Source organism: Flavobacterium gelidicaeli (genome assembly GCF_013294005.1).
In the GTDB taxonomy this organism is placed as follows: domain Bacteria; phylum Bacteroidota; class Bacteroidia; order Flavobacteriales; family Flavobacteriaceae; genus Flavobacterium.
This window is the reverse complement of the sequence record NZ_JABSNK010000015.1, coordinates 1-23054: the sequence shown is the minus strand read 5'-3', so window position 1 is coordinate 23054 and position 23054 is coordinate 1. Positions and strand designations below refer to the sequence as shown.

Below are 23054 nucleotides of genomic sequence, written 5' to 3'. Positions count from 1 at the left end.
AGTATTTGTTAATAGAAGCCAGATTTAAAAACGACTTGATTAATTTTGTATAGAAATAAATCATACCCTAAAATCTATTTTTTATTAATGAATCATCTTGACAAAGCTAATTTTATCGAACAAGACACTTTTATCTATTGCCTAGAAGGCGTTGCTGATGTAGAAATAACAACAGAAACTGAGGTAGTAGTTAATTTAGAGCAACTCGCTTTTAACTATGGTGTGGCAAGTATTTATAAAACTTGTGATACTATTGAAGGTCTTGAGGACAGCTTGAATGCTTTAATATATGACGATCATGGTTTCAAGGATTACGAAATCATCTATCTCGTTATGAAGGGAGAAGAGAATAGCATTTGCTTGAATGATTATTTCTACACTCTTGATGAAATAGCCGAAATTTTTGAAGGTAAATTAACCGGTAAAATAGTCCATTTTGCCAACTCAAAAGTCCTAGACTTAAGCTCAGACGAAGCACAGTTTTTTATAGATGTTACTGGCGCCAAAGCCATTTCAGGCTATGGTACCGCATTTAATAGTTTGACGAGTATTAATCTTGACAAAGCATTTTTTAGTTTTTTTAAAGAGAATGATAACGTATTTGAAATCGTAGAAGAGCTATACCAGAAAAATTACGATTTATGTAAGCTACTTGATTTTAGATTGTATTACTAAAAATAACAAGTAACTTACTGCTGTAAAAGCCGTTTACTAATTTCCTTTTTGCTTTCGCCAAAGCGCAAATTCTGCTACCCATTTTTCGTTTGTTGCTGGATACAAACCAATCACGGCGTTTCCTTCTTGTACTTTTTCTAAAACAAAGTCTTCAAATAGTGTCATTTCGATACACTCATTAGCTACTTCCTCAACGATATGAGCCGGAATCACCATCACTCCATCATCATCACCCACTAAAACATCACCAGGAAAAATGGCAACATCACCACAAGCAATAGGAACATTTATATCGAGTGCTTCATGTAACGTGAGGTTGGTGGGAGCACTTGGTCTTGAATGATAGGAAGGGATGGCGAGCTTAGCAATATTAGCCGAATCTCTAAAACCACCGTCTGTTACAACTCCTGCAACACCACGTACCATTAATCTAGTTACTAAAATGTCGCCACCTGAAGCCGCGCGTGCATCTTTGCGACTATCAATTACAAGCACATGACCCGCAGGACAATTCTCTACCGCCACACGCTGCGGATGATCGGCATTTCTAAAAACGGTAATTGGGTTGCGGTCTTCACGAGCTGGAATTGATCGCAAAGTATACGCCTCGCCTACCATATTAGGCTTCCCTAATTGTAATGGTTTTACATCTTGAATAAACTGGTTTTTAAACCCTTTTTTAAACAAGCAAGTTGCGATTGTTGGCGTACTTATTGTTTGTAATTTCGCTTTGGTTGCTGCTGATAATCCTGCCATTTTTAGTGCTTTTTAATAAAAAACTAAGGTATGCTTTTTTTGGTTAACCAATTAGAGTCAATGTAGATTTTAATTTGAATAGTTTAAAATAACCTTAAAAAAGGCTGCTTTCTTTCAAGTGGAAGAATTGTATACTAACTTTATCAAAAATTAAAATGATGCAAAACACCTATTCTCTTGTTTTTCAACCAACACCAGAAATAGTGGCAGAAATAAGCGTTTTAAAAGAGCGTTTAGCAACCAAAATTGGCTGGTATAACAGTAAAAATTCCTTGGCACACATTACCATCGGTGAATTTGTAGCATCACATGAGCAGTTAGCAATCATAACAAAACAAGTAACTCGAATAGCAGATTCGATTTCAGCAGTTCCAGTAACTTTAGAACACTATGGAAGTTACCCTAACGGTGCCTTTTTCATAGCCCCAAATGCTATTTCTAAACAAGCACTAGTTCCTATTATGAAACGTTTTCATAAGGAGATACGTTTTTCTATCACTCATAAAAGTGTAGATCCACATGTATCTATTGCTAGAAAATTAACTGCTGATAAACTTATCATTGCAAATGAGTTGTTTACATCGGTTGCAATGCATTTTCTTTGTGAAGCCGTAATTTTAAGAAGATTTGATGTTGATGCTAAACAATTTGAAGTTATTGCGAATTTCAACTTCAATGGAAATACTAAAATGGAAGTTATTCAAACGTCGTTATTCTAGATAATAATAAAACCCAAGGAGCTTTATTAACGTAAATGTTGTCAGGAAATAAATTTTAAATCGTCCATTAAATTAAATATCTTTATGAAAAACAATATGCGTGTTCAATTAATCATAATAAGTTTCTTTTTTTCGATAGCAATTGCAGCTCAAAGTACAATTCCTAAAGTTTTGAAATTACTGAATAAAGAATCAGTTCCTTATGTTATGGTAGATGCTTTAAATGAAACTGATAAGTTTGTATTTCTCGACGCTAGAGAGCTTAATGAGTACAATGTAAGTCATATTAAAAATGCTGTTTTCATAGGCTATGACCACTTTGAGAATGAAAAGGTAACCACTATTATTAAAGATAAAAACACACCCATTGTAGTGTATTGTTCCATAGGTGTACGTAGTGAAAACATAGGAGAAAAATTGCAAAAGCTAGGTTACACTAAAGTTTTCAACCTTTACGGTGGAATATTCGAATATAAAAATAAGGGTAGAAAGGTAGTCAACAATCAAAATAAACAAACAGATAGTGTGCATACTTTTAATAAAAAATGGAGCAAGTATTTAACTAAAGGGAAGAAAATATATGAAAACTAAGGCATTACTTATTTTTACACGAAACCCTGAGTTAGGCAAAGTCAAAACTAGATTAGCAAAAACAATTGGAGATGAAAATGCTTTAACGGTTTACAAAGACTTGTTGTTGCATACTAAGAATGTAACGCATGCCATTGACTGTGATAAATTTGTGTTTTATGATACTGCAATAATAAATGATGATATTTGGTCTGAAGAATTTTATATTAAAAAACTTCAGGCAAGTGGTGATTTAGGAGACCGAATGCAGCAGGCTTTTGATTCTCTTTTTGGAATGGGTTATAAACATTGCGTAATTGTAGGCAGTGATTTATTTGATTTAAGAGCTTCACAAATCGAAATGGCATTTAAAAAATTAGAAAATAACGATGCTGTACTAGGTCCTGCAGAGGATGGCGGTTATTATTTATTGGGTTTAAACCAAAGCAATAAAGACGTATTTCAGAATAAAGAATGGGGAACAGCTACGGTATTTGAGGCGACAGTAAATGATTTAGAAGGTAAAAAAGTTGCTTTATTAGAAACCTTAAACGACATTGATACTTTTGAAGATTTGAGTCGCAGTGATTATAATTGTAGCCTTTTTGAAAATAAAATAAAAGTAAAGCATAATTAAAAAATGAATAAATACATAGACTTAATAATCAACTCGTACAGCGGATATTTTAATTACTTAAAAGAGGAAATCCTATACTGGAAATGGGACAACTATTTCTATGGTTTAATTGCGATTTCATTAGTGGTATGGCTTCTTGAGATTTTGTTTCCTTGGCGAAAAAAACAAGCCATTTTTAGAAAAGATTTCTGGTTGGACTTATTCTACTTATTTTTTAATTTTTTCTTACTTAATTTGATTCTGCTTATTGCTTTGTCTAATATTACTTCGCAACTTATAAATGACTTTTTATCACTTTTTGGTTTTGAGTTAACATCAATTCAGCTTTTTTCTCTATCTCAATTACCTACACCACTAGCGTTGTTTGCGTTTTTTATGATAAGTGATTTCCTCCAATGGACGGTTCATATACTATTGCACCGCATACCTTTTTTATGGAAAATACATAAAACCCACCATAGCATTAAAGTGATGGGGTTTGCAGCTCATTTTAGATACAACTGGATGGAACCTATTGTGTACAAATCAATATTGTATCTTCCTATTATTTTAATAGGTGGTGTGGATCTTCAAGATGTTTTTATCGTTCATTTTATTACAATTGCTATTGGTCATTTAAACCATGCTAATATAGGTTGGGACTATGGCTATTTAAAATACATTTTAAACAATCCTAAAATGCACATTTGGCATCACAGTAAAGAAATGCCTAATAAATATGGAGTGAATTTTGGCATCTCGTTGAGTTTATGGGATTACCTATTTAAAACAAATTATATCCCAACTGACGGTAGAGATATTGAACTTGGATTTAGTGACGAAAACGAATTTCCTAAAGATTTTATTCATCAAGAATTCTATCCTTTAAAAAAATAATTATTTTTTTTTTGTCAGGAAACATAAAGGCTGCAGTCTCTTATAATAAGAACACATAAAACAAAAACAAAATGAAAAAATTATTATACAGCTTAATGCTATTGCCTTTACTTTCTTGCGGAAAAACAAAAAGTAATGTAGAATTGCCTGCTCAGGAAACTCAAATTACAGTCACAGATGATGCAAAAAACATAAGCCATTCAAAATGGAATACATTATTACAAAGAAATGTAAGTGCTAATGGAACTGTAAACTACAAAGGGTTTCAAAAAAACAGTGGAGAACTACAGTCCTACTTAAATGAATTAGCTGCTAACGTACCTACAAAATACACCTCACGCAATGCTACACTTGCCTACTGGATTAATGCTTACAATGCCTTTACAGTAAAATTAATTTTAGACAATTACCCTACTAAAAGTATTAAAGATATTAAAGATCCTTGGGGACAAAAATTCTTTACTCTAGGAAATAAAAAATACAGTTTAGAGGAAATAGAGCATGAAATATTGCGTAAAATGGGAGAACCAAGAATTCATTTTGCTATTAACTGTGCATCATTTTCATGTCCTAGTTTATTGAACGAAGCCTATACTGAAAGTAAGCTAAGTAATCAACTGAGCGCTGCTTCAAAAAGATTTATTAATGATAAATCAAAAAACACAATCACAGCAAACAAAGTAGAAATTTCAAAAATATTTGATTGGTTTGAAGGAGATTTCAAGAAAAAAGGATCCGTTATCGATTTCTTAAATCAATACAGTACTACTAAAATTAATAGTAACGCAAAGATTAGTTACAAGGACTATAACTGGAGCTTGAATGAATAAGCTTTCGATCATCATTCCTGTTTTAAATGAAATAAGTACAATAGCAACTACAATAGCTCATCTTGAAAAAGTACTTTCAAAAAAAATAGCTTATGAAATCATTATTGTAGATGGCGGTAGTATTGACGGCACTATTGAAAAAATAAAAGCCAATGATGCTTTAAAATTAGTTTTATCTAAAAAAGGGAGAGCTAAACAAATGAATACAGGAGCAAATAGTGCTTCAGGAGATATTTTGTATTTTTTGCATTGTGATAGCTTTCCGCCACAAGATTTTGATTTAGCTATTATTAGCCAAGTTAGCCAAGGAAATAAAGCGGGTTGTTTTAGAATGGAATTTAATGATAACCACCCCGTTTTAAGACTATCGCAATGGTTTACAAGGATAAATCATATTGCTTTTAGAGGTGGTGATCAATCGCTATTTGTTACAACGCAACTATTTCAAGACATCAAAGGATTTAATGAAGAGTATGTAATTTATGAAGACAATGATATTATTAGTAGGCTTTATGCCAAAAAACAATTCGTTGTTATCCCGTTAACACTCTTTACATCATCAAGAAGGTACCGTCAAAATGGTGTTTGGCGATTACAATATCATTTTGCTATGATTCATTTAAAACGGAAATTAGGTCACAGTCCAGAGCAGCTGCTCAATTATTACAAACAGAATATCCTATAATAAAAGCTTACAAAAACAAACAATTAAATTTAAGAGAATCATTATGAAGAAAATTGCCACTACCCTATTAATCGCTACTTTAGTACTTGTAGGTTGTAAAAAGAAGGAAGAAAACGAAACTTTTGCATCGAAAACAGAAAAAGCACACGAAAAAGAACAGTTCGCAAATAAACAAGCAATTTCATATGATATAGTATTAGATTTTGGTGGAAAAGAAAGATTGAATGCTACTATTACCACCCTAACGAATTCTGCTGAAGCCATAATAGCATTAAAAGATGGTTCTAAAATCATTACAAACAAAGACAAAGTGTACTACTCTCCTACTTTTGAAAATGAGGAATCTATTCGTTTTGATGCTTATACCTGGAATTATTTTTTCCTTTTTCCATATAAGTTAAACGACCCAGGAACTATCTGGAATGCGTATGACAATAAAGAGAAAGACAGTGAAAATTACTTAACCGAAAAATTATCATTCAAATCAGGTACAGGAGATGCTCCAGATGATTGGTATGTAGTTTATGCTGACAAAAAAACAAACTTGATTGAAAAAGCCGCTTACATTGTGAGCTTAATGTCTGGTAAAGAAGAAGCTGAAAAAAATCCACATGCCATTCAATATTTAGATTATAAAAAAGTTGACGGAATTCCAGTTGCTACAAAATGGGTTTTCTGGGGATGGAAAGAAGGACAAGGACTTACTGATGAGTTGGGTCATGCTACTTTATCAAATATTAAATTTATTACCGTAGATGATACTACTTTTAAAATTAGAGAAAATTTTAAAACCAAATAAGAAACTATTACGTAAGTACTAATATAAAGTTTGCGTCTCTCTCTCAAATTTTTTAATAAACTCTAAATATGGAACATATTGTCATTATTGGTAACGGAATTTCAGGAGTTACACTAGCACGCCATATTCGAAAAAAATCGAATTCTAAAATAACAATTGTCTCTGCTGAGCATGAATTTTTCTTTTCAAGAACAGCATTGATGTATGTTTTTATGGGACACATGAAGTTGGAACACACACAACCTTATGAAAACAACTTTTGGAAAAAGAATAATATCGATTTAAAACAAGGATTGGTGACTGCTGTAGTTCCTGCGTCAAAAGAAATTTTGTTAGAAAATAACATACGTATTCCTTATGACAAGTTAGTTCTTGCAACGGGTTCAAAACCTAATAAATATGGTTGGCCAGGACAAGATTTACAAGGTGTTACTGGTTTGTACCACAAGCAAGACTTAGAGGCGTTAGAAAAATGGGCTCCTACTACTAAACGTGCTGTAATTGTTGGCGGAGGATTAATAGGAATTGAACTTGCTGAGATGTTGCGCGCTAGAGATATTGCAGTTACTTTCTTGGTTCGTGAAAATAGTTTCTGGAGTGGTGTGTTGCCTTCTGGCGAAAGCCAAATGATTAACCGACATATTTTAGAACATCATATTGATTTGCGTCTAGAAACAAACTTGGTAGAAATACTTTCAGATGATAAAGGACATGTTAAAGCAATTGTAACTGATAAAGGAGAGACAATAGACTGCGAAATTGTAGGATTGACAGCAGGTGTATCGCCTAATGTTGCTTTCTTGAAAGACTCTGGAATTGAATTAGGTCGTGGGGTTCTTGTGAATCGTTTTTTAGAAACAAATAGTAAAGACATTTACGCTATAGGTGATTGTGCTGAGCAACATGAAGGTATTGATCAACGTCGTCCTATAGAGGCCGTTTGGTATACCGGTAGAATGATGGGCGAAGCATTAGCGCAAACTTTAACGGGTACGCCTACGCAATATAAACCAGGACATTGGTTCAATTCGGCTAAATTTTTAGACATTGAGTACCAAACTTACGGATGGGTTTGGGCTAAAGCCAAAGAAAATGAAACCCATTTTTACTGGGAACATACTGGTGGTAAGAAAGCAATTAGAATATCCTTTGATAAAAACAGTCGTGAATTTCTTGGAATAAACACTTTTGGAATCCGTATGCGTCATGAGTTTTTTGACAAAGTGCTTACAGAGAAAAAAACGGTTGATTATGTGATGCATCATTTAGCAGAAGCTAATTTTGATCCGGAATTTTTTACAAGTTACAATAAAGAAATACAAGCACAGTTCACAAGCGCTTTCAATGGATTAAAAACAGAATAAAATGAGTAAATCAGTAGAAAATATATCGATAGCATCCCATGAGAATAACTCCATGGATAGTGTTCAAAAAGCAGCTATCTCACTAGGGTTAGTTGGCTTATTCATAATGGCATTAGCATTATTCAATGTTAATTTCCCAAATAAAGGAATCTGGTTAGCAGGAGCTATAATTGCAATATTTGCTGGAATAGTACTTTATGCAAACAGAACGTATTTAAACCAACCCGAAGGAATAAAAAATAATGGTGTTTGGCACAAATCATTAACTAGCAAAGGAAATTGGGCATGGATGATTGGAATTATTCTTACCTCATTTTATGTGGTTTTGTATTGGTTTCCAAAGTATTTAGGGCTTGGAGAAAACGGAGCTACAAACAGCGGAATAGTAGGTTTCTTTGACCCTTTAAGCATTATATTAAACGGTAAACCTGCAAGCCAATGGTTTGTATATGGTACTTTATACACTATTGCTATTTTAGGTTTAGGATATAAATTCATATTAAAATACCGTCATAACAAGTACCAACTAGTACGTACGTTATCAGTGATGTTTTTCCAACTTGGATTTGCATTCTTGATTCCTGAAATTCTAGAAAAAATGAATCCTGACAAAGCTTATTTTGCTAAGGATTTAAAGAATATGTGGCCTTTAAACTATTATTTCTTTAATGACTGGCACCTTAAAGCCATGCTTGATGGAGGAAATTTAGGAATGTTCATGTTGGTTTTTGGAATTGCGATGATTTTTATTATCTCCCCTATTCTTACTTATTTTTACGGTAAGAGATGGTATTGTTCATGGGTTTGTGGTTGTGGCGGACTAGCTGAAACAGCTGGAGATAGCTTTAGACATTTATCAAATAAATCAACAGTTTCATGGAAAATTGAACGTTGGATGATTCATTGTGTTCTTGTATTCTCCTTTGTAATGACAATTGCTGTAATTTTTACTTTCTTGTCTAACAACCCCGAAATGAGTTTTATCACTAGAGGGCAATTCATCTGGGGCATCGTAATTTTTCTGGTTGTTTTCACATCTGCCTTGTACATTTTCAAAAGAAAAGACATGGATAAAGATGCGATTTATACTATGGTTTCGTTAGTAATTATAATTATTATATCTTTGCTCCTCAATTATTTTTCTGGAAATCAAAACATTCTGTTTTTAGATAGTAATTCGTTAAGAGAATGGTATGGTTTTGCTATAGGTGCTGCGTTTAGTGGTGTAATAGGTGTTGGGTTTTATCCAATACTAGGAAACCGTGTGTGGTGTCGTTTTGGTTGTCCTATGGCAGCTATATTAGGACTACAACAACGCTTATTTTCGAAATTTAGAATTACTACTAATGGCGGACAATGTATTTCATGTGGAAACTGTTCAACATACTGCGAAATGGGAATTGATGTTCGTAGTTATGCTCAAAAAGGAGAGAATATCGTGCGTTCTTCTTGTGTAGGTTGTGGTGTTTGTTCAGCGGTGTGCCCACGTGGAGTACTAAAATTAGAAAATGATACTCCTGCGGGAAGGATCAACTCTAATGAGATTTTACTAGGAAATGATGTAGATTTAATGGATTTAATAAACCAAAAATAAATATAAAATTTCAAATGAAAAAAATTACTCTAACGCTTTGCTTTTTTGCTCTAACTTTTATTTCACGGGCACAGACTACACAATTATTTTTTGAACAAACTTCAGAATTTCTAAAGAAAAATGTAAGCCCTGAAGGTAAAGTAGATTATTTTACTATTAAAAAAAGTCCTGGAGAGCTCATCTATATTTTAAGTAACATAGAAAAGTTAGACACTAAATTTAGTGACAAAAAATTAGCCAAAGCATTCTGGATAAATGTGTATAACCTTGAAGTTATTAGAGCAGTTGTTGATTTATATCCAGTACCAACTGTAGAAAAAGTACCTGGTTTTTTTGATGCAACTCCTTTTACTGTTGGTAATCAACAATTGACACTTAATGATATACAAAACGTTATTCTTAGAGATTTATTCTTTGATTCAGCAGTACATTTTACTTTAGCATGCGGTGCAAATGGTGGAGCTCCACTCTTAAATACAGCGTACATCCCTAGTAAAATTGACGAGCAAATTAAACATCAAGCAACTTTAGTAATTAATTCAAAAGACTATTTCTATATTAATAAAGACTTAAAAATTATCGAATTACCTAAAATATTTGAATGGTATAAAAAAGATTTTGCCGTTAACTATTTTAATGAAATCGATTTTATAAATCTTTTTTTAGAAAAAAAAATAGATAATACATTAACGGTGAAAACCTATGACTTTGACTGGTCTTTAAACAAATTATAACTTTATTTAGAAAGTGTTTTTTGTTTGACCATTAATAAATACAAACAAAATGATCAAATCTCTTTTCTTACTTATTTTATTCTCTTTTTCACCTGCTACTGTAGAAAAAACCTATTTTAAAAATTATTTTGAAAATGGTAATTTGAAATCAGAAGGATGGATATCACAAAATCAAAAAGTTGATTACTGGTATTATTATTATGAGAATGGAACTAAGAAATCAGAGGGTCACTTTGAAGCAAACAAAAAAATCAATTGGTGGTTGTTTTATAATCAAAACGGTACCATTGAGAAAAAAGTTGAGTTTAAAAACAACATCCAAGAAGGGCTTTGTTTAATCTATAAAAACGGAGACCTTGTTAAAGGAGAACAATTTACAAAAGGGATAAAAACTAAAGAATGGAATTCTATTTCAGCATATAAAGAAGACAATCCCTGAATAAAAAATTAATGAATAAAATAAAAGTAATTATACCTGCTTACAATGAAGAAAAAGCGATTGCAAATGTCATTCGTGATATTCCAATTTGCGTTTCTGAAATAATTGTAATCAGCAATAATTCTACAGATAATACGATAACAGTGGCCCAAAATGCTGGTGCCACTGTATTATCTGAAAATAGAAAAGGATACGGATATGCCTGTTTAAAAGGGCTAGAGTACATTTCCAAACAAGAAATTAAGCCAGACATTATTGTATTTCTAGATGGCGATTATTCTGATTATCCAGAAGAGCTTACTAAGCTAATTGCCCCTATTGTAAACGACAATATTGATTTTGTTATAGGCGCTCGAGTAGCACGTTTAAGAGAAAAAAACTCCATGACACCACAACAAGTTTTTGGTAATTGGTTGGCAACTTTTTTAATGAAAATATTATTTAAAGCAATATTTACTGATTTAGGCCCTTTTAGAGCCATAAAGTATGATAAATTACTCGCTTTGAATATGGAAGATAAAACCTATGGTTGGACTGTTGAAATGCAACTTAAAGCATTAAAACAAAAAATGTCATATGTAGAAATCCCTGTTAGATATAAAAACAGAATAGGAGTTTCTAAAATTTCAGGTACTGTAAAAGGAACTTTTATGGCTGGAATAAAAATAATAGGTTGGATTTTTAAATACACTTATAAATAAAACCTAAAAGGTTAAAAAATACCATGCTACAGCTTTCTTACATTATCGTAATCCTTTACGCAATCTCTATTTTACTTGTCTTTTTTTATAGTTTAGCACAGTTCAATTTACTGTTAAATTATCTTAAAAGTAAAAAAATTAAGGACGAATCCATACAATTTGACTTTTCAAATATTGAAGAAATTCCTTATGTTACCATACAACTCCCTATTTATAATGAAAAATACGTTATCGAGCGTTTATTAACAACGATCGCACAACTTAATTATCCTAAAGAGAAACTAGAGATACAAGTTTTAGATGACAGTACTGATGATAGCGTACTTGAAACTGCAGCGCTAATCAAGCAAATTGCTGCTACTGGAATTGATATTACACAAATACAAAGAACCAATAGATCTGGTTTTAAAGCAGGTGCTTTAAAAGAAGGGTTGGTTCATGCAAAAGGCGAGTTTATAGCAATTTTTGATGCTGACTTTGTACCTCAAAAAGATTGGCTTTACAAAACGATTCCGTATTTTAAAGATCCTAAAATTGGTGTCGTTCAAACACGTTGGGGGCATTTAAACCGTGACTATTCCTTACTTACAAAAATTCAAGCATTTGCACTTGATGCCCACTTTACCTTAGAACAAGTAGGACGAAATTCTAAATCCCACTTTATCAATTTTAACGGTACCGCTGGAGTATGGAGAAAAGAATGTATTCTTGACGCAGGAAATTGGGAAAGTGATACACTTACTGAAGATCTTGATTTGAGCTATAGAGCCCAATTAAAAAACTGGAAATTCAAATATTTAGAGCAAGTAGAAACTCCTGCTGAATTACCTGCAATTATAAGTGCTGCACGTTCTCAGCAATTTAGATGGAATAAAGGTGGTGCCGAAAATTTTAGTAAAAATGCAATTCGTTTAACAAAATCTAAAACTACTGGTTTTAAAACTAAAGTGCACGGAGTATTACATTTACTTAATAGTACTATGTTTCTTGCCGTTTTTATCATGGCAATTTTAAGTGTTCCCGTTTTATATATCAAAAATAAATACCTACAATTTGACGCAATATTTGATGTATTAGTCTTTTTTGTAATCAGTTCATTGCTTTTTTTCATCAGCTACTGGGTTACATTCAAAAGTTTGCATGGTGGAGGTTATAAAAATTTCTTGAAATATACAAGTATGTTTTTTACTTTTTACACTATTGTAATGGGCTTTTCATTCCACAATACAATCGCTGTATTAGAGGGTTTATGGGGTAAAAAAAGTGAATTTGTTAGAACACCAAAGTTAAATATTGAAGGGCTTAAAGACAAATGGAAACAGAATACCTATTTGTCTAAAAAAATATCTAAAAACATCTTTATAGAAGGTGGTTTGATTTTGTATTTTACTTTTGGAATTTACAGTGCTTTTTTACTGAATGATTATAGCATCATTGCACTTCATGTAATGTTGATTACGGGTTTTAGCTTTGTGTTTATAAAATCCATTACTGATAATAATTAATGATTTCTTTAGCGTCAAATACTATAAAATCATACAGCTACCTTTTAATAAGTGTCTTTGTTTATAGTTATATAGGTTATGCTCTAGAACGCACCGCATTCACTAATTTAGTTTTTGCGTATGGTTTATTATTTGTTTTATTGTACCAAATCATAAAACTACAAAAACACAACATTCCTTTCCTGATAGGTGCTACCCTACTTTTTAGAATCGTTTTCATTGCTGTCTTACCTAATTTATCACAGGATTATTTCCGTTTTATTTGGGATGGGCGTTTGCTTATTCAAGGAATGAATCCTTATTTGTATTTGCCTAATGATTTAATTCATCAAAGTGGTTTTAATTTGGCTAATGCCAAAGAAATATACGACGGAATGGGTAGTTTAAGTGCCAGCCACTTCTCAAATTATCCACCTGTAAATCAATTTATATTTGCTATTTCAGCATTTTTTGGGACTACCTCAGTTGCTAGTGCTGCGATTGTATTAAGAATCATCATCATTTTAGCAGACTTAGGAACGCTTTATTTTGGAACCAAATTACTGACACAACTTGGTAAAAAAAGCTACCATCTATTTTGGTATTTACTCAATCCGTTAGTTATAATCGAACTTACTTCAAACCTGCATTTTGAAGGTGTAATGTTATTCTTTTTTGTGTGGAGTATGTATTTACTACACCAAAATAAATGGAAAACTGCGGCATTTATTCTAGCGTTATCCATTTCAACTAAATTACTTCCGCTATTTTTACTTCCGCTATTTTTACAAAAATTAGGTTTTAAAAAAGCATGCTTCTTTTATAGTATCGTGATAGCTACAAACGTTGCGCTTTTCTTACCCTTTTTATCTAATGAGCTTATTCAAAATTATAGTGAAACGATAGGATTATGGTTTACAAATTTTGAATTTAATGCGAGTATTTACTATATTATTCGCGCTATAGGTTTCTGGATAACCGGATACAATATTATTCATATTACTGGAAAAATAATTCCTGTTGCAATGATACTTTATATTGTTTACATCGCTTTTAAAAGAAAAAACAATACTATTGAAAGTTTACTTGAAAGTATGTTATTAGTATTAACAGTGTATTTTTTCACCGCTACAACCGTGCATCCTTGGTATGTAATTAATCTTTTATTGATTAGTGTTTTTACCAAATATAAATACCCTGTTGTTTGGTCCTTAACAGTGATTTTAAGTTATAGTGCATACTCAAATTCACAATTCAAAGAGAATCTGTGGTTTATAGCCATTGAATATATAGTTGTCTTTGGTTATATAATTTACGAAAAAACAGGACTTTTCGAACCTAAAAAACAACTATTTTAAAAAGCTAACTTGGGCACATTTATAATAATCTCTTCATATTAGATGGTATAAAAAATTAATATTAAAAAAATATACTTACTCAAAAGCCAACATAAACAAAATTATGTTGGCTTTTTTAATTCTATAATTGTCAGGAAGTTAATAAAATACCGTCTATTCATTACAACAAATACAATTAATCAATTTAGTAGCTGCCTAATTGAGAATCTAGAAAATTCAAAACAAGCTAATTGCTATCTATATAAAAATCAAACGAATAAAACCTTAACTTTAGTTTTTACTAAATAAAAAATAAGATATGAATAAAGAAATCAAAATGTTTGGGGCTGAATGGTGTCCAGATTGTAGAAGAACCAAAGAATTTTTTACTAAAAACAACATCAAATTCGAATATATAAATATTGACATTACTCCTGAAGCTTCTCAACTTGTGGAAGGATATAACAAAGGTAAAAGAATTATTCCCACAGTTTTAATTGATGATGTTGCATATAGCAATCCTCAAAATTTTGAGTTAGCACAACAGTTGGGTGTTAACAAACAAGGAAGATTGAAATTATTTGGTGCAGATTGGTGTCCTGATTGCCAGCGAGCAAAACATTTTTTACAAGACAATCAAATTAATTTTGAATTCGTAGACGTAGAAACTACTGAGGGAGCGAGTGAATTTGTAATGAATGCAAACAACGGAAAAAGAATTATTCCCACCATTTTATTCAACGACAAACCTTATTCTAATCCTGATAATGCTACTCTCATGGCATTATTAGCAATCGATAAAGTAGCTGATACTAAAATTTACGATGTGCTTATCGTAGGTGGTGGTGCAGCAGGACTTACCACAGCTATTTATGCGCAAAGAGATCGTTTTGACAGTATCATACTCGAAAAGAAAAATATAGGAGGTAATGCGTTTATAACAAAAAAAATAGAAAATTACCCAGGGTTTAAAGAAGTTTCAGGACCTGATTTAATGGATCGAATGGCAGATCAAGCCGAAACATTAGGTGCAAAAATTGAAACTGGCGAAGAGATCATCAATATAGAAAAAACGCAAGGCTTTTTTAAAGTTTTTACTAAAACACAAGAATACCGCTCTAAATCAATTGTCATAGGAACAGGAAGTATGTACCGAACGCTTGATATTGAAGGTGAACAAGAATTGATTGGATCTGGTATTCACTTTTGTGCAACTTGCGATGGGGCATTTTATCGTGATAAAGAAGTAATTGTAATTGGAGGTGGAAACAGTGCCTTAGAAGAAGGAATGTTTTTAGCTGGATTCTGTAAAAAAGTGAGCATTATTCACCGCAGCGAACAATTTTCTGCTAATGAAATTTATACTGAGAAATTAGCCTCTTTTGCAAACATAGAAATCTATTTAAACAAAGCTCCAAAAGCATTTATTGCAAATGAAAGTGCTAGTTTTGAAAAAATGATTTACACTGATAACGAGACTGGAAAAGACGGAGAAATAAAAGCCGATGGTGTTTTTGTATTCATAGGGTTAATCCCTAATACAAAACCTTTTGAAGGATTAATCAACCTGTCTCAAAGTGGCCATATTTTAACTAAAGGGCTAAATGAAACTAGTGTTCCTGGGATTTTTGCAGCGGGAGACTGTAGATTTGGAGCCATTGCACAAGTCGCTGCTGCTACTGGCGAAGGAGTTGTCGCAAGTTTTGGAATCAAAGAATACTTGAAAAAATAAAAGCGTTATGGTATCAACGTTTGTAGTTTCTATTTTGCAAACTCAATGAGTTTAAACTTGAATTACGCATAAAATAAAATTAGCCACAGATTAAATCTTATTGAGCTGTGGCTAAAATTATGGAACTTAAAACAAAATACACTCCATGAGCATTGCTCAAAATACTATTGCATACTAATGAAACATAGCAATAAATTTAAATCAAAATGAGAGAAAAAATAAAATTTAAAAATAGTCAAGGACAACTTTTAGCCGCTTTATTAGAGCTTCCAGATGAAAAACCTTTGGGTTACGCCATATTTGCCCATTGTTTTACCTGCAATAAAAACCTAACAGCAGTTAGAAATATAGGTAAAGCGTTAAATAGTAAAGGAATTGCCGTTTTTAGATTTGATTTTACTGGATTAGGAGAAAGTGAAGGCGACTTTGAAGACACTAATTTCACTAGTAATGTAGATGATTTAATTGCAGCTGCTGATTTTTTGAAATCAAATTACGAAGCTCCTTCAATCCTTATCGGACATTCATTGGGTGGTGCTGCAGTGCTTTTTGCTAAGCATCAAATACCTTCTATAAAAGCTGTTGTAACGATTGGTGCTCCTGCTAATCCATCACATATTTCTCATTTGTTTAACGATAGCGTTTCGGAGATTATAGAAAATGGTGCCGCTGAATTATCCATTGGTGGAAGGCCCTTTAAAATAAAAGAACAATTTTTGAATGATATCAAAAGTCAGAAAATCGAAATAGCCATTGCAAATTTGAATGTTCCCATAATGATTTTCCACTCTCCTATTGATCAAACGGTAGAAATTGAGAATGCGGCCAAAATATATAAAACCGCAAAACATCCAAAATCATTTATTTCCTTAGATAAAGCGGATCATTTATTGAGCGACAAAGACGATTCTGAATTTGTGGGGTTGATGATTGCTGCTTGGGCCAAAAGGTATTTATAACAAAATCCAAGACAATATATTTCAAACTAGTTTTTGTCACAAAAGCCTGCCCTTTCCTCTTATTTTATATTAATAGAGCGGTATTTTGAATTATAACAATTACACAATTTTAGTTCTCAAAGTAATTTTTTGGCTTTAAGCCAAAGAGCAAATCCTTTTATTTATGAAAATACTAGCTTTTACGAGTGGCAAAAAACTGTATATTTGGAAAATTAAAAATACAGACAGCAATATTCATGGTCGAGAATAAAGACAACGAAAAGATAGTATTAGAAAAATGGGTGAATCAATATAGCGATGACCTCTACTCTTGGGCACTTTATAAAACATCATCTAAGGAAACAGCCGAAGACTTAGTACAAGAAACTTTCTTGGCTGCATTTAATAAAATAGCTACTTTTCAAGGAAAAAGCCAACCTAAAACTTGGTTGTTTTCGATACTTAATAATAAAGTAATTGACTATTACCGATTAAGCGCTAGAACTACAAAACAAAATTTTAGTCTTACTGAAAATAGTGGTCTTGAACTAGCTGACGCGATCTTCACTGACAATGGATGTTGGGAAAACATGAAAGTAAATACGCTCTGGGATCAAGAAGAACAGTTGCTAGACAATCCTGATTTTAATACTGTACTCCAGCATTGTATGGAGGAATTACCTACTAAATGGAAGTTAGCAATTACCTCAAAATATTTATCTGAAAAAAAGCCAGCAGATATTTGTCAGGAATTAGAAATTACATTGTCTAATTATTGGCAGATCATTCATAGAGCTAAACTGCTTATGAAAAACTGCTTAGAGGTAAAATGGGTCTAATAACGTTTTAATTTTATAGAAAATGAACATCGTAATGAAAAAATTGTTGAACAGTTGTAAAAAATCAACTGAACTGATAGATAAACAGTTGGCTACACCATTATCAGTTACCGAAAAATTACAATTAAATGCCCATAAAGCAGTGTGTAAAACATGCAATAGCTATGAAAAGCAATCTAAATTAATTGATTTTGCGTTAGCTAAATGGTTTACTGCAGGAAATAATAAATCAAATGCTAAGTTAGATGCTGATAAAAAATCTAAAATAATAGAAAGCATAAAAGAAATTTAATATTCCTATTTTTTTATAAGACGCTATAATACAACCTAGTCAAAAATAGTTACAAGCCAATAAAAAGCAATTTTATTGGCTTTTTTCATTATCGAATGTCAGGTTTTAACCGTTTATCAGTCTATTATTTTATATGATTCAATTTTTAAATTGGAATAAGCAAAAGCGTAAAAATATTTAGATAAAACACGTTCAACACCTACGAACAGTAAAATAAAACAGCATGAAAAAATACGATCTCATAATAATAGGAGCTGGATCTGGAGGATTAAGTGTTGGCGGATTTATGGTCAAACTTGGTTTTAAAGTACTGATGGTTTCAAAAACAGAACACCAAATTGGAGGGGATTGTTTAAATGATGGCTGTGTACCTAGCAAAGCTTTAATTCATATTGCTAATATTGTTGACAATGCCAGAAAAGCAAGTGATTTTGGACTTCAATTAACACAAGAGGTTGATCTAGAAAAGGTGGTAAAATACATTTATGACAGCCAGGAAGTCATAAGAGCACATGAAAACAAGCCGTACTTTGAGAAAGAAGGATTTGATATTGCTATAGGAAGTGCAACATTTACAGGAAAAAATCAAGTAGCAGTAGCAGGGGTAAACTATACTGCTAAAAAAATAATTTTGGCAACAGGGTCAAGACCTAGAAAACTAACTGTTCCAGGAATAGAAATGGTTAAATATTATGATAATCAAAGTATTTTTAAAATAAAAGAATTCCCAAAAAGACTACTATTTATTGGCGGTGGCCCAATAGGAATAGAAATGGCTCAAGCTTTTCAGAAACTTGGCGCTAAAATAACGGTTGTTCATCATGGTAACACTATTTTGCAACATGACGATCAAGATTTGAGTAAAATATTGACCAAGAGATTAGAACAATCAGGAATGGAATTCCATTTTAATGCAGCTATCACTCATTTCGAATCTGCTAATAAAGGAATTATTAAAAATAACGAAGGCAAAATAACTCCTCTAGAATTTGATGCTGTTTTTGTTGCCATTGGAAGGCAATTAAACATTGAAAATTTAGACCTAGAAAAAGCGGGCATCGTTATCGAAAACAACAAAATCAAGGTTAATGATTACTTACAAACTTCTAATAAAAACGTACTCCTTTGTGGTGATGTTGTAGGCAAATTACAGTTTTCTCATGCTGCAGAACAACATGGTCGATTAATAATCAACAATCTTATTTCGCCATTAAAAAAGAAAATTTCTAACAAACACATGTCTTGGATCACATTTACTGATCCTGAGTTAGCAACCTTTGGTTATAACGAAAAAGACTTACGAGAAAGAAATATAAAATATACAAAACTAGAACAGTCCTTTGCTAATGATGATCGCGCCATTGTAGATGATTATCAATACGGACAACTAAATTTATATCTATCGAAAGGAAATTTTTTTCAAAAAGAAAAAATACTTGGCGGAACAATGCTTGCTCCAAAAGCGGGAGAATTAATCCAAGAGCTTATTCTAGCCAATACTAGCGGAGTGTCTATTAACGCTATTACTAATAAAATCTACCCCTACCCTGCTGCATCCAGAATAAATCAAAAAGCTATCAGCCAACACAAATTGAAAATTATAAATAAAAACACCAAGAAAATACTTCAATTTGCTTTTAAACTCTTTAGCTAAATAGCAGTTTTAGAAGTAAACTTTAGTAAAATTTATAGATAAGGTGTAAAATAAAAATCCTAAATTTCGATAACAAAAAAAATCTAAAGACTATTTTATGCCCAAAGCGCTCTATTTTATGCCTGATATTAGTGGTTTTACAAATTTTGTAAACACCACTGAGGTGGAGCACAGCATTCATATTATTGCTGAATTACTAGAATTATTGATTGACAACAACACAATAGACCTACAATTAGTTGAAGTTGAAGGGGATGCTTTATTCATGTATACTACTACTATCCCAACTTACCAACAACTAATAAATCAGGTAAAAGTGATGTTAGAATCTTTTCATAGGCTGACTAAAGAGTACGAAACTAAACGAATATGTGATTGTGGATCTTGTAAAACTACAATTGATTTAGACCTTAAATTTTTAGTACATTATGGCGAACTATCCATGATTAAAGTAAAAAATATCATCAAGCCATATGGCAAAGAAGTAATCGAAATACACCAACTATTAAAAAACCAAATTCCGGTAAATGAATATGTGCTTTTTACTACCAATACTGTTGTCTTGTTCCAAAATGAAATGGGAGCAAAATGGTTGAAAAATAGTCAAGAAGAAGCGACAAATGAATTAACGTATAGCTATAAAATTTTAGATAAAATAAAAGTAAATATCGAAAAAGAAGTTGAAAAAGAAGCCATTAAAAACGACGATATTACTCAGCCTGATGTTATAATCAATAAAACTTTTGACGCAGACATACACAACATTTTTGCATACATAAGCGAATTAAAATACCGTCATATTTGGGACAAAGAAATTCAACGCATAGATTTTGATCACGACAAAGTAAATAGAGTAGGAACAGAACATAATTGTGTTTTAAAATTTGGAAACATGAAGTTTGAAACCATAAAAAAACCCAGTAAAGACAGTCTCATTTATGGCGAACGAACAAAAGAAATGTTCTTTCTAAAAAAATTCTACTACTTGATCAAACTACATAAAATTGATAAACATACAACCCAGCTTACCTTGAGCTTATTTCTTGAATACAACATATTAGGCAAGATTATGAAAAAGGAAATTGTAAAAAAAGTTAGTAGAATGTGGGAACGCAAATTAACCAACTTACACAAAGTGTCTAAAAACAACTTAGTAAAAATTATAACGTAGCATTGTAGCGCGATAATAAAAACAACTTAATGAAAAAAACAATACTTATACTCTCTATACTCACGTTAATAATTATTAGCGGTTTTGCCATTTACACTAATCAAACAATAAAAGAAACGCATGAAGTCGCTATAAATATTCCCATAGAACCAACTGCTAAAAATCTAGACATGGAATACAAAGGAATGAACCTTGTAGCACCAATAAAAGAACTAAAAATAAGTACCCTAGATAATTTAAAAGAGAATCATGTAAATGCAATTTCATTGATTCCCTATGCGTATGTAAATAGGGATGACGCTACCGTAAATTATAATAACGATCGACAATGGTGGGGCGAAAAAACCGAAGGCATTATTGCAAGTAATCAAATGGCACAACAATACAAAATGTGCGTAATGTTAAAACCGCACCTTTGGGTAAACCATAATTTTTATACAGGAAATTTAGATTTCGCTACAGATAAAGAATGGGTAAAATGGGAAACCGAATATGAAAACTATATTCTGGATTTTGCAGCATTAGCTCAAAAAGAAAAAATGCCCCTTTTTTGTTTTGCAACTGAATTAGGTAATGCAATTGCAAAAAGACCCACTTACTGGAACCAACTCATCCAGAAAATTAAAAAAGTATATACCGGTAAACTTACCTACGCAGCCAACTGGGATGATTTTGATAAAGTTCCTTTTTGGGATCAGTTAGATTATATTGGTATCGATGCTTATTTCCCGTTGTCTAGCGCAGCAAATCCAAGTGTAAAAGAACTCAATACTGCCTGGGAAAAGCACATTCAAAAAATGGAAATCACTCATAACAAATTCGACAAAAAAATTATGTTTACTGAGTTTGGCTACCGCAATTCAAATCATGCCGCAGAAGCTCCTTGGACAGAAGACAAAAACGAGATAAATAATATAGCGCAAGCAAATGCGTATGAAGCTTTGTTTCAATCCATGACTAAAAAAGATTGGTTTGTAGGTGGATTTGCTTGGAAATGGTACGCTGACGAGTATCATAAAAATAAAAGGAATGGTGTAGATTATACACCGCAGGAAAAACCTGCACTAGAAACCATTAAAAAATGGTATCAATAATTTAAAATTAGCATAATGACGATTAAAAAAAATAAACCCGTATTAGTATTTGATGTAAACGAGACATTACTAGATATGACTCCGTTAAAAAAAGCAATAAACACACTCTTAAATGAAGAGCAAGGATTCCGCATTTGGTTTGGAATGTTATTGCACTATTCTACAGTGTCCAACAATATAGATGAGTACCATGATTTTACCACCATAGCGGCTACAACACTAAAAATGGCAGCCACTTCAATGGATAAAAAAGTAACTAATGAAGCCATTAAAGAAACCCTATCCATCATTAAATCATTACAAACCTATCCTGATGTAATCAAAGGATTGCAACTCTTAAAAGAAAACGATTTTAGACTAATAACTTTAACCAACTCCCCAGATAGTGCTTTAAAAGCGCAATTACAAAACTCAAATCTAACCCATTATTTTGAGCAAGCTTTAAGTATTGATACAATAGCAAAATACAAACCAGCCATAGAAACTTATTTGTGGGCTGCTAAAAAAATGGAAGTAAAACCTCAAGAAATGCTCATGATTGCCGCACATGGTTGGGATATCGCAGGCGCATCACATGCTGGTTTAAACACAGCTTTCATAGCGCGTGAAGGCCAATCAATATATACATTATCTAAAGAACCAGGTTATGTGGCTAACGACATTCTAGCAATAGCACAGCAGTTAGTAGCTGTTTACAAATAGTAACCAAATTCATAATTTTTAATTAAATCAACGAGATCATTCTGGGCGTGACCCGTCCCGATAGTTATCGGGTCGAGTCGGGCTATTCGTTGCAAGTCCGCAACAAGTTTCGCTATCGCTGCACTTGTTTGTGGGCTTTTCACTGCTATCCCTCACGCAAACAATTTGGAATCATTAAAGCAAAGAAAAACATCAATATATATCTCAAAAAGGCAATAAAGATGTATCTACTTTATTATATTTACTAGTTAGGCGATATTTTACCGCAGAAAACTGAAAAACAGAAGATTAAACTAAAAAAAAAAATGAAAAATATTTTAATTTTATTATTCTTATCCATTGTTGTCCGATAAAAAAAGAAGCCAAATTAATGGCTTCTTAAAATAATCGTAATTTAGAGTTGCAAAATTCAAATAACGATGGGTAAAAATA

General features: G+C 32.2%; 24 protein-coding genes. 23 read left to right on the top strand and 1 reads right to left on the bottom strand.

Annotated elements, in window-relative coordinates:
• Positions 1-87 precede the first annotated feature (87 nt).
• Positions 88-675: a DUF6642 family protein gene (locus HNP99_RS15845; protein ID WP_173854427.1), complete on the top strand. Its 588-nt coding sequence runs from the start codon at positions 88-90 to the stop codon at positions 673-675.
• A gap of 36 nt (positions 676-711) precedes the next feature.
• Here HNP99_RS15845 and HNP99_RS15840 read toward each other — a convergent pair whose 3' ends face one another.
• Entirely contained in the window at positions 712-1431 is a 720-nt protein-coding gene (locus HNP99_RS15840; protein WP_173854426.1) for a ribonuclease activity regulator RraA, read from the bottom strand.
• Positions 1432-1589: 158 nt separating this feature from the next.
• Between HNP99_RS15840 and HNP99_RS15835 the strand changes: the two genes are divergently transcribed.
• From HNP99_RS15835 to HNP99_RS15730, 22 genes are all read left to right on the top strand, one after another.
• Entirely contained in the window at positions 1590-2150 is a 561-nt protein-coding gene (locus HNP99_RS15835; protein ID WP_173854425.1) for a 2'-5' RNA ligase family protein, read from the top strand.
• A gap of 84 nt (positions 2151-2234) precedes the next feature.
• Complete coding sequence (locus tag HNP99_RS15830) at positions 2235-2741, top strand: rhodanese-like domain-containing protein (protein ID WP_254596879.1); 507 nt, start codon at positions 2235-2237, stop codon at positions 2739-2741.
• The gene (locus HNP99_RS15825) at positions 2731-3357 is read left to right on the top strand and encodes a TIGR04282 family arsenosugar biosynthesis glycosyltransferase (RefSeq protein WP_173854424.1); all 627 of its coding nucleotides are present in this window, start codon (positions 2731-2733) and stop codon (positions 3355-3357) included. The genes HNP99_RS15830 and HNP99_RS15825 overlap by 11 nt, the downstream gene beginning before the upstream one ends.
• A 3-nt stretch (positions 3358-3360) precedes the next feature.
• On the top strand, positions 3361-4233 hold the full coding sequence (locus HNP99_RS15820; protein ID WP_173854423.1) for a sterol desaturase family protein: 873 nt from the start codon (positions 3361-3363) through the stop codon (positions 4231-4233).
• A gap of 71 nt (positions 4234-4304) precedes the next feature.
• A complete protein-coding gene (locus HNP99_RS15815; protein WP_173854422.1) occupies positions 4305-5063 on the top strand; it encodes a DUF547 domain-containing protein in 759 nt (252 codons plus the stop codon).
• A complete protein-coding gene (locus HNP99_RS15810) occupies positions 5056-5748 on the top strand; it encodes a TIGR04283 family arsenosugar biosynthesis glycosyltransferase (protein WP_173854421.1) in 693 nt (230 codons plus the stop codon). Before HNP99_RS15815 ends, HNP99_RS15810 begins: the two co-directional genes overlap by 8 nt.
• Before the next feature lie 43 nt (positions 5749-5791).
• Positions 5792-6547, top strand: a complete 756-nt coding sequence (locus HNP99_RS15805) for a DUF6503 family protein (protein WP_173854420.1) — start codon at positions 5792-5794, stop codon at positions 6545-6547.
• A 68-nt stretch (positions 6548-6615) separates the two neighbouring features.
• Positions 6616-7911, top strand: a complete 1296-nt coding sequence (locus tag HNP99_RS15800; RefSeq protein WP_173854419.1) for an NAD(P)/FAD-dependent oxidoreductase — start codon at positions 6616-6618, stop codon at positions 7909-7911.
• A gap of 1 nt (position 7912) precedes the next feature.
• On the top strand, positions 7913-9505 hold the full coding sequence (locus tag HNP99_RS15795) for a 4Fe-4S binding protein (RefSeq protein ID WP_173854418.1): 1593 nt from the start codon (positions 7913-7915) through the stop codon (positions 9503-9505).
• A 14-nt stretch (positions 9506-9519) separates the two neighbouring features.
• Positions 9520-10239, top strand: coding sequence for a DUF547 domain-containing protein (locus HNP99_RS15790; RefSeq protein WP_173854417.1), 720 nt, complete (start codon positions 9520-9522; stop codon positions 10237-10239).
• 49 nt (positions 10240-10288) lie between these two features.
• Complete coding sequence (locus HNP99_RS15785) at positions 10289-10678, top strand: toxin-antitoxin system YwqK family antitoxin (protein WP_173854416.1); 390 nt, start codon at positions 10289-10291, stop codon at positions 10676-10678.
• Between the two features lie 11 nt (positions 10679-10689).
• On the top strand, positions 10690-11379 hold the full coding sequence (locus HNP99_RS15780) for a glycosyltransferase family 2 protein (RefSeq protein WP_173854415.1): 690 nt from the start codon (positions 10690-10692) through the stop codon (positions 11377-11379).
• A 23-nt stretch (positions 11380-11402) separates the two neighbouring features.
• Positions 11403-12884, top strand: a complete 1482-nt coding sequence (locus tag HNP99_RS15775; RefSeq protein WP_173854414.1) for a cellulose synthase family protein — start codon at positions 11403-11405, stop codon at positions 12882-12884.
• Positions 12884-14221 (top strand): glycosyltransferase 87 family protein, encoded by a 1338-nt coding sequence (locus HNP99_RS15770; RefSeq protein WP_173854413.1) that lies wholly within the window; start codon positions 12884-12886, stop codon positions 14219-14221. Before HNP99_RS15775 ends, HNP99_RS15770 begins: the two co-directional genes overlap by 1 nt.
• A 298-nt stretch (positions 14222-14519) precedes the next feature.
• The gene (locus HNP99_RS15765; RefSeq protein ID WP_173854412.1) at positions 14520-15932 is read left to right on the top strand and encodes an FAD-dependent oxidoreductase; all 1413 of its coding nucleotides are present in this window, start codon (positions 14520-14522) and stop codon (positions 15930-15932) included.
• 206 nt (positions 15933-16138) lie between these two features.
• Complete coding sequence (locus HNP99_RS15760; protein ID WP_173854411.1) at positions 16139-16891, top strand: alpha/beta hydrolase family protein; 753 nt, start codon at positions 16139-16141, stop codon at positions 16889-16891.
• 236 nt (positions 16892-17127) lie between these two features.
• Positions 17128-17709 (top strand): sigma-70 family RNA polymerase sigma factor, encoded by a 582-nt coding sequence (locus HNP99_RS15755; RefSeq protein ID WP_173854410.1) that lies wholly within the window; start codon positions 17128-17130, stop codon positions 17707-17709.
• Between the two features lie 34 nt (positions 17710-17743).
• A complete protein-coding gene (locus HNP99_RS15750; protein ID WP_173854409.1) occupies positions 17744-18001 on the top strand; it encodes a hypothetical protein in 258 nt (85 codons plus the stop codon).
• Positions 18002-18224: 223 nt separating this feature from the next.
• Complete coding sequence (locus HNP99_RS15745) at positions 18225-19655, top strand: dihydrolipoyl dehydrogenase family protein (RefSeq protein ID WP_173854408.1); 1431 nt, start codon at positions 18225-18227, stop codon at positions 19653-19655.
• Between the two features lie 97 nt (positions 19656-19752).
• Positions 19753-20826 carry a DUF2652 domain-containing protein gene (locus HNP99_RS15740; RefSeq protein ID WP_173854407.1) on the top strand — a complete coding sequence of 358 codons (1074 nt, stop codon included), beginning with the start codon at positions 19753-19755 and terminating at the stop codon, positions 20824-20826.
• A 29-nt stretch (positions 20827-20855) separates the two neighbouring features.
• Positions 20856-21920, top strand: a complete 1065-nt coding sequence (locus HNP99_RS15735) for a glycoside hydrolase family 113 (RefSeq protein ID WP_173854406.1) — start codon at positions 20856-20858, stop codon at positions 21918-21920.
• Positions 21921-21935: 15 nt separating this feature from the next.
• The gene (locus HNP99_RS15730) at positions 21936-22622 is read left to right on the top strand and encodes a haloacid dehalogenase type II (RefSeq protein ID WP_173854405.1); all 687 of its coding nucleotides are present in this window, start codon (positions 21936-21938) and stop codon (positions 22620-22622) included.
• Positions 22623-23054 lie beyond the last annotated feature (432 nt).

Bases quoted from the DNA above. Each gene is read 5' to 3' on its own strand.
- HNP99_RS15845 (WP_173854427.1), top strand. From the start codon at position 88: ATGAATCATCTTGACAAAGCTAATTTTATCGAACAAGACACTTTTATC.
- HNP99_RS15840 (WP_173854426.1), bottom strand. From the start codon at position 1,431: ATGGCAGGATTATCAGCAGCAACCAAAGCGAAATTACAAACAATAAGT.
- HNP99_RS15835 (WP_173854425.1), top strand. From the start codon at position 1,590: ATGCAAAACACCTATTCTCTTGTTTTTCAACCAACACCAGAAATAGTG.
- HNP99_RS15830 (WP_254596879.1), top strand. From the start codon at position 2,235: ATGAAAAACAATATGCGTGTTCAATTAATCATAATAAGTTTCTTTTTT.
- HNP99_RS15825 (WP_173854424.1), top strand. From the start codon at position 2,731: ATGAAAACTAAGGCATTACTTATTTTTACACGAAACCCTGAGTTAGGC.
- HNP99_RS15820 (WP_173854423.1), top strand. From the start codon at position 3,361: ATGAATAAATACATAGACTTAATAATCAACTCGTACAGCGGATATTTT.
- HNP99_RS15815 (WP_173854422.1), top strand. From the start codon at position 4,305: ATGAAAAAATTATTATACAGCTTAATGCTATTGCCTTTACTTTCTTGC.
- HNP99_RS15810 (WP_173854421.1), top strand. From the start codon at position 5,056: ATGAATAAGCTTTCGATCATCATTCCTGTTTTAAATGAAATAAGTACA.
- HNP99_RS15805 (WP_173854420.1), top strand. From the start codon at position 5,792: ATGAAGAAAATTGCCACTACCCTATTAATCGCTACTTTAGTACTTGTA.
- HNP99_RS15800 (WP_173854419.1), top strand. From the start codon at position 6,616: ATGGAACATATTGTCATTATTGGTAACGGAATTTCAGGAGTTACACTA.
- HNP99_RS15795 (WP_173854418.1), top strand. From the start codon at position 7,913: ATGAGTAAATCAGTAGAAAATATATCGATAGCATCCCATGAGAATAAC.
- HNP99_RS15790 (WP_173854417.1), top strand. From the start codon at position 9,520: ATGAAAAAAATTACTCTAACGCTTTGCTTTTTTGCTCTAACTTTTATT.
- HNP99_RS15785 (WP_173854416.1), top strand. From the start codon at position 10,289: ATGATCAAATCTCTTTTCTTACTTATTTTATTCTCTTTTTCACCTGCT.
- HNP99_RS15780 (WP_173854415.1), top strand. From the start codon at position 10,690: ATGAATAAAATAAAAGTAATTATACCTGCTTACAATGAAGAAAAAGCG.
- HNP99_RS15775 (WP_173854414.1), top strand. From the start codon at position 11,403: ATGCTACAGCTTTCTTACATTATCGTAATCCTTTACGCAATCTCTATT.
- HNP99_RS15770 (WP_173854413.1), top strand. From the start codon at position 12,884: ATGATTTCTTTAGCGTCAAATACTATAAAATCATACAGCTACCTTTTA.
- HNP99_RS15765 (WP_173854412.1), top strand. From the start codon at position 14,520: ATGAATAAAGAAATCAAAATGTTTGGGGCTGAATGGTGTCCAGATTGT.
- HNP99_RS15760 (WP_173854411.1), top strand. From the start codon at position 16,139: ATGAGAGAAAAAATAAAATTTAAAAATAGTCAAGGACAACTTTTAGCC.
- HNP99_RS15755 (WP_173854410.1), top strand. From the start codon at position 17,128: ATGGTCGAGAATAAAGACAACGAAAAGATAGTATTAGAAAAATGGGTG.
- HNP99_RS15750 (WP_173854409.1), top strand. From the start codon at position 17,744: ATGAAAAAATTGTTGAACAGTTGTAAAAAATCAACTGAACTGATAGAT.
- HNP99_RS15745 (WP_173854408.1), top strand. From the start codon at position 18,225: ATGAAAAAATACGATCTCATAATAATAGGAGCTGGATCTGGAGGATTA.
- HNP99_RS15740 (WP_173854407.1), top strand. From the start codon at position 19,753: ATGCCCAAAGCGCTCTATTTTATGCCTGATATTAGTGGTTTTACAAAT.
- HNP99_RS15735 (WP_173854406.1), top strand. From the start codon at position 20,856: ATGAAAAAAACAATACTTATACTCTCTATACTCACGTTAATAATTATT.
- HNP99_RS15730 (WP_173854405.1), top strand. From the start codon at position 21,936: ATGACGATTAAAAAAAATAAACCCGTATTAGTATTTGATGTAAACGAG.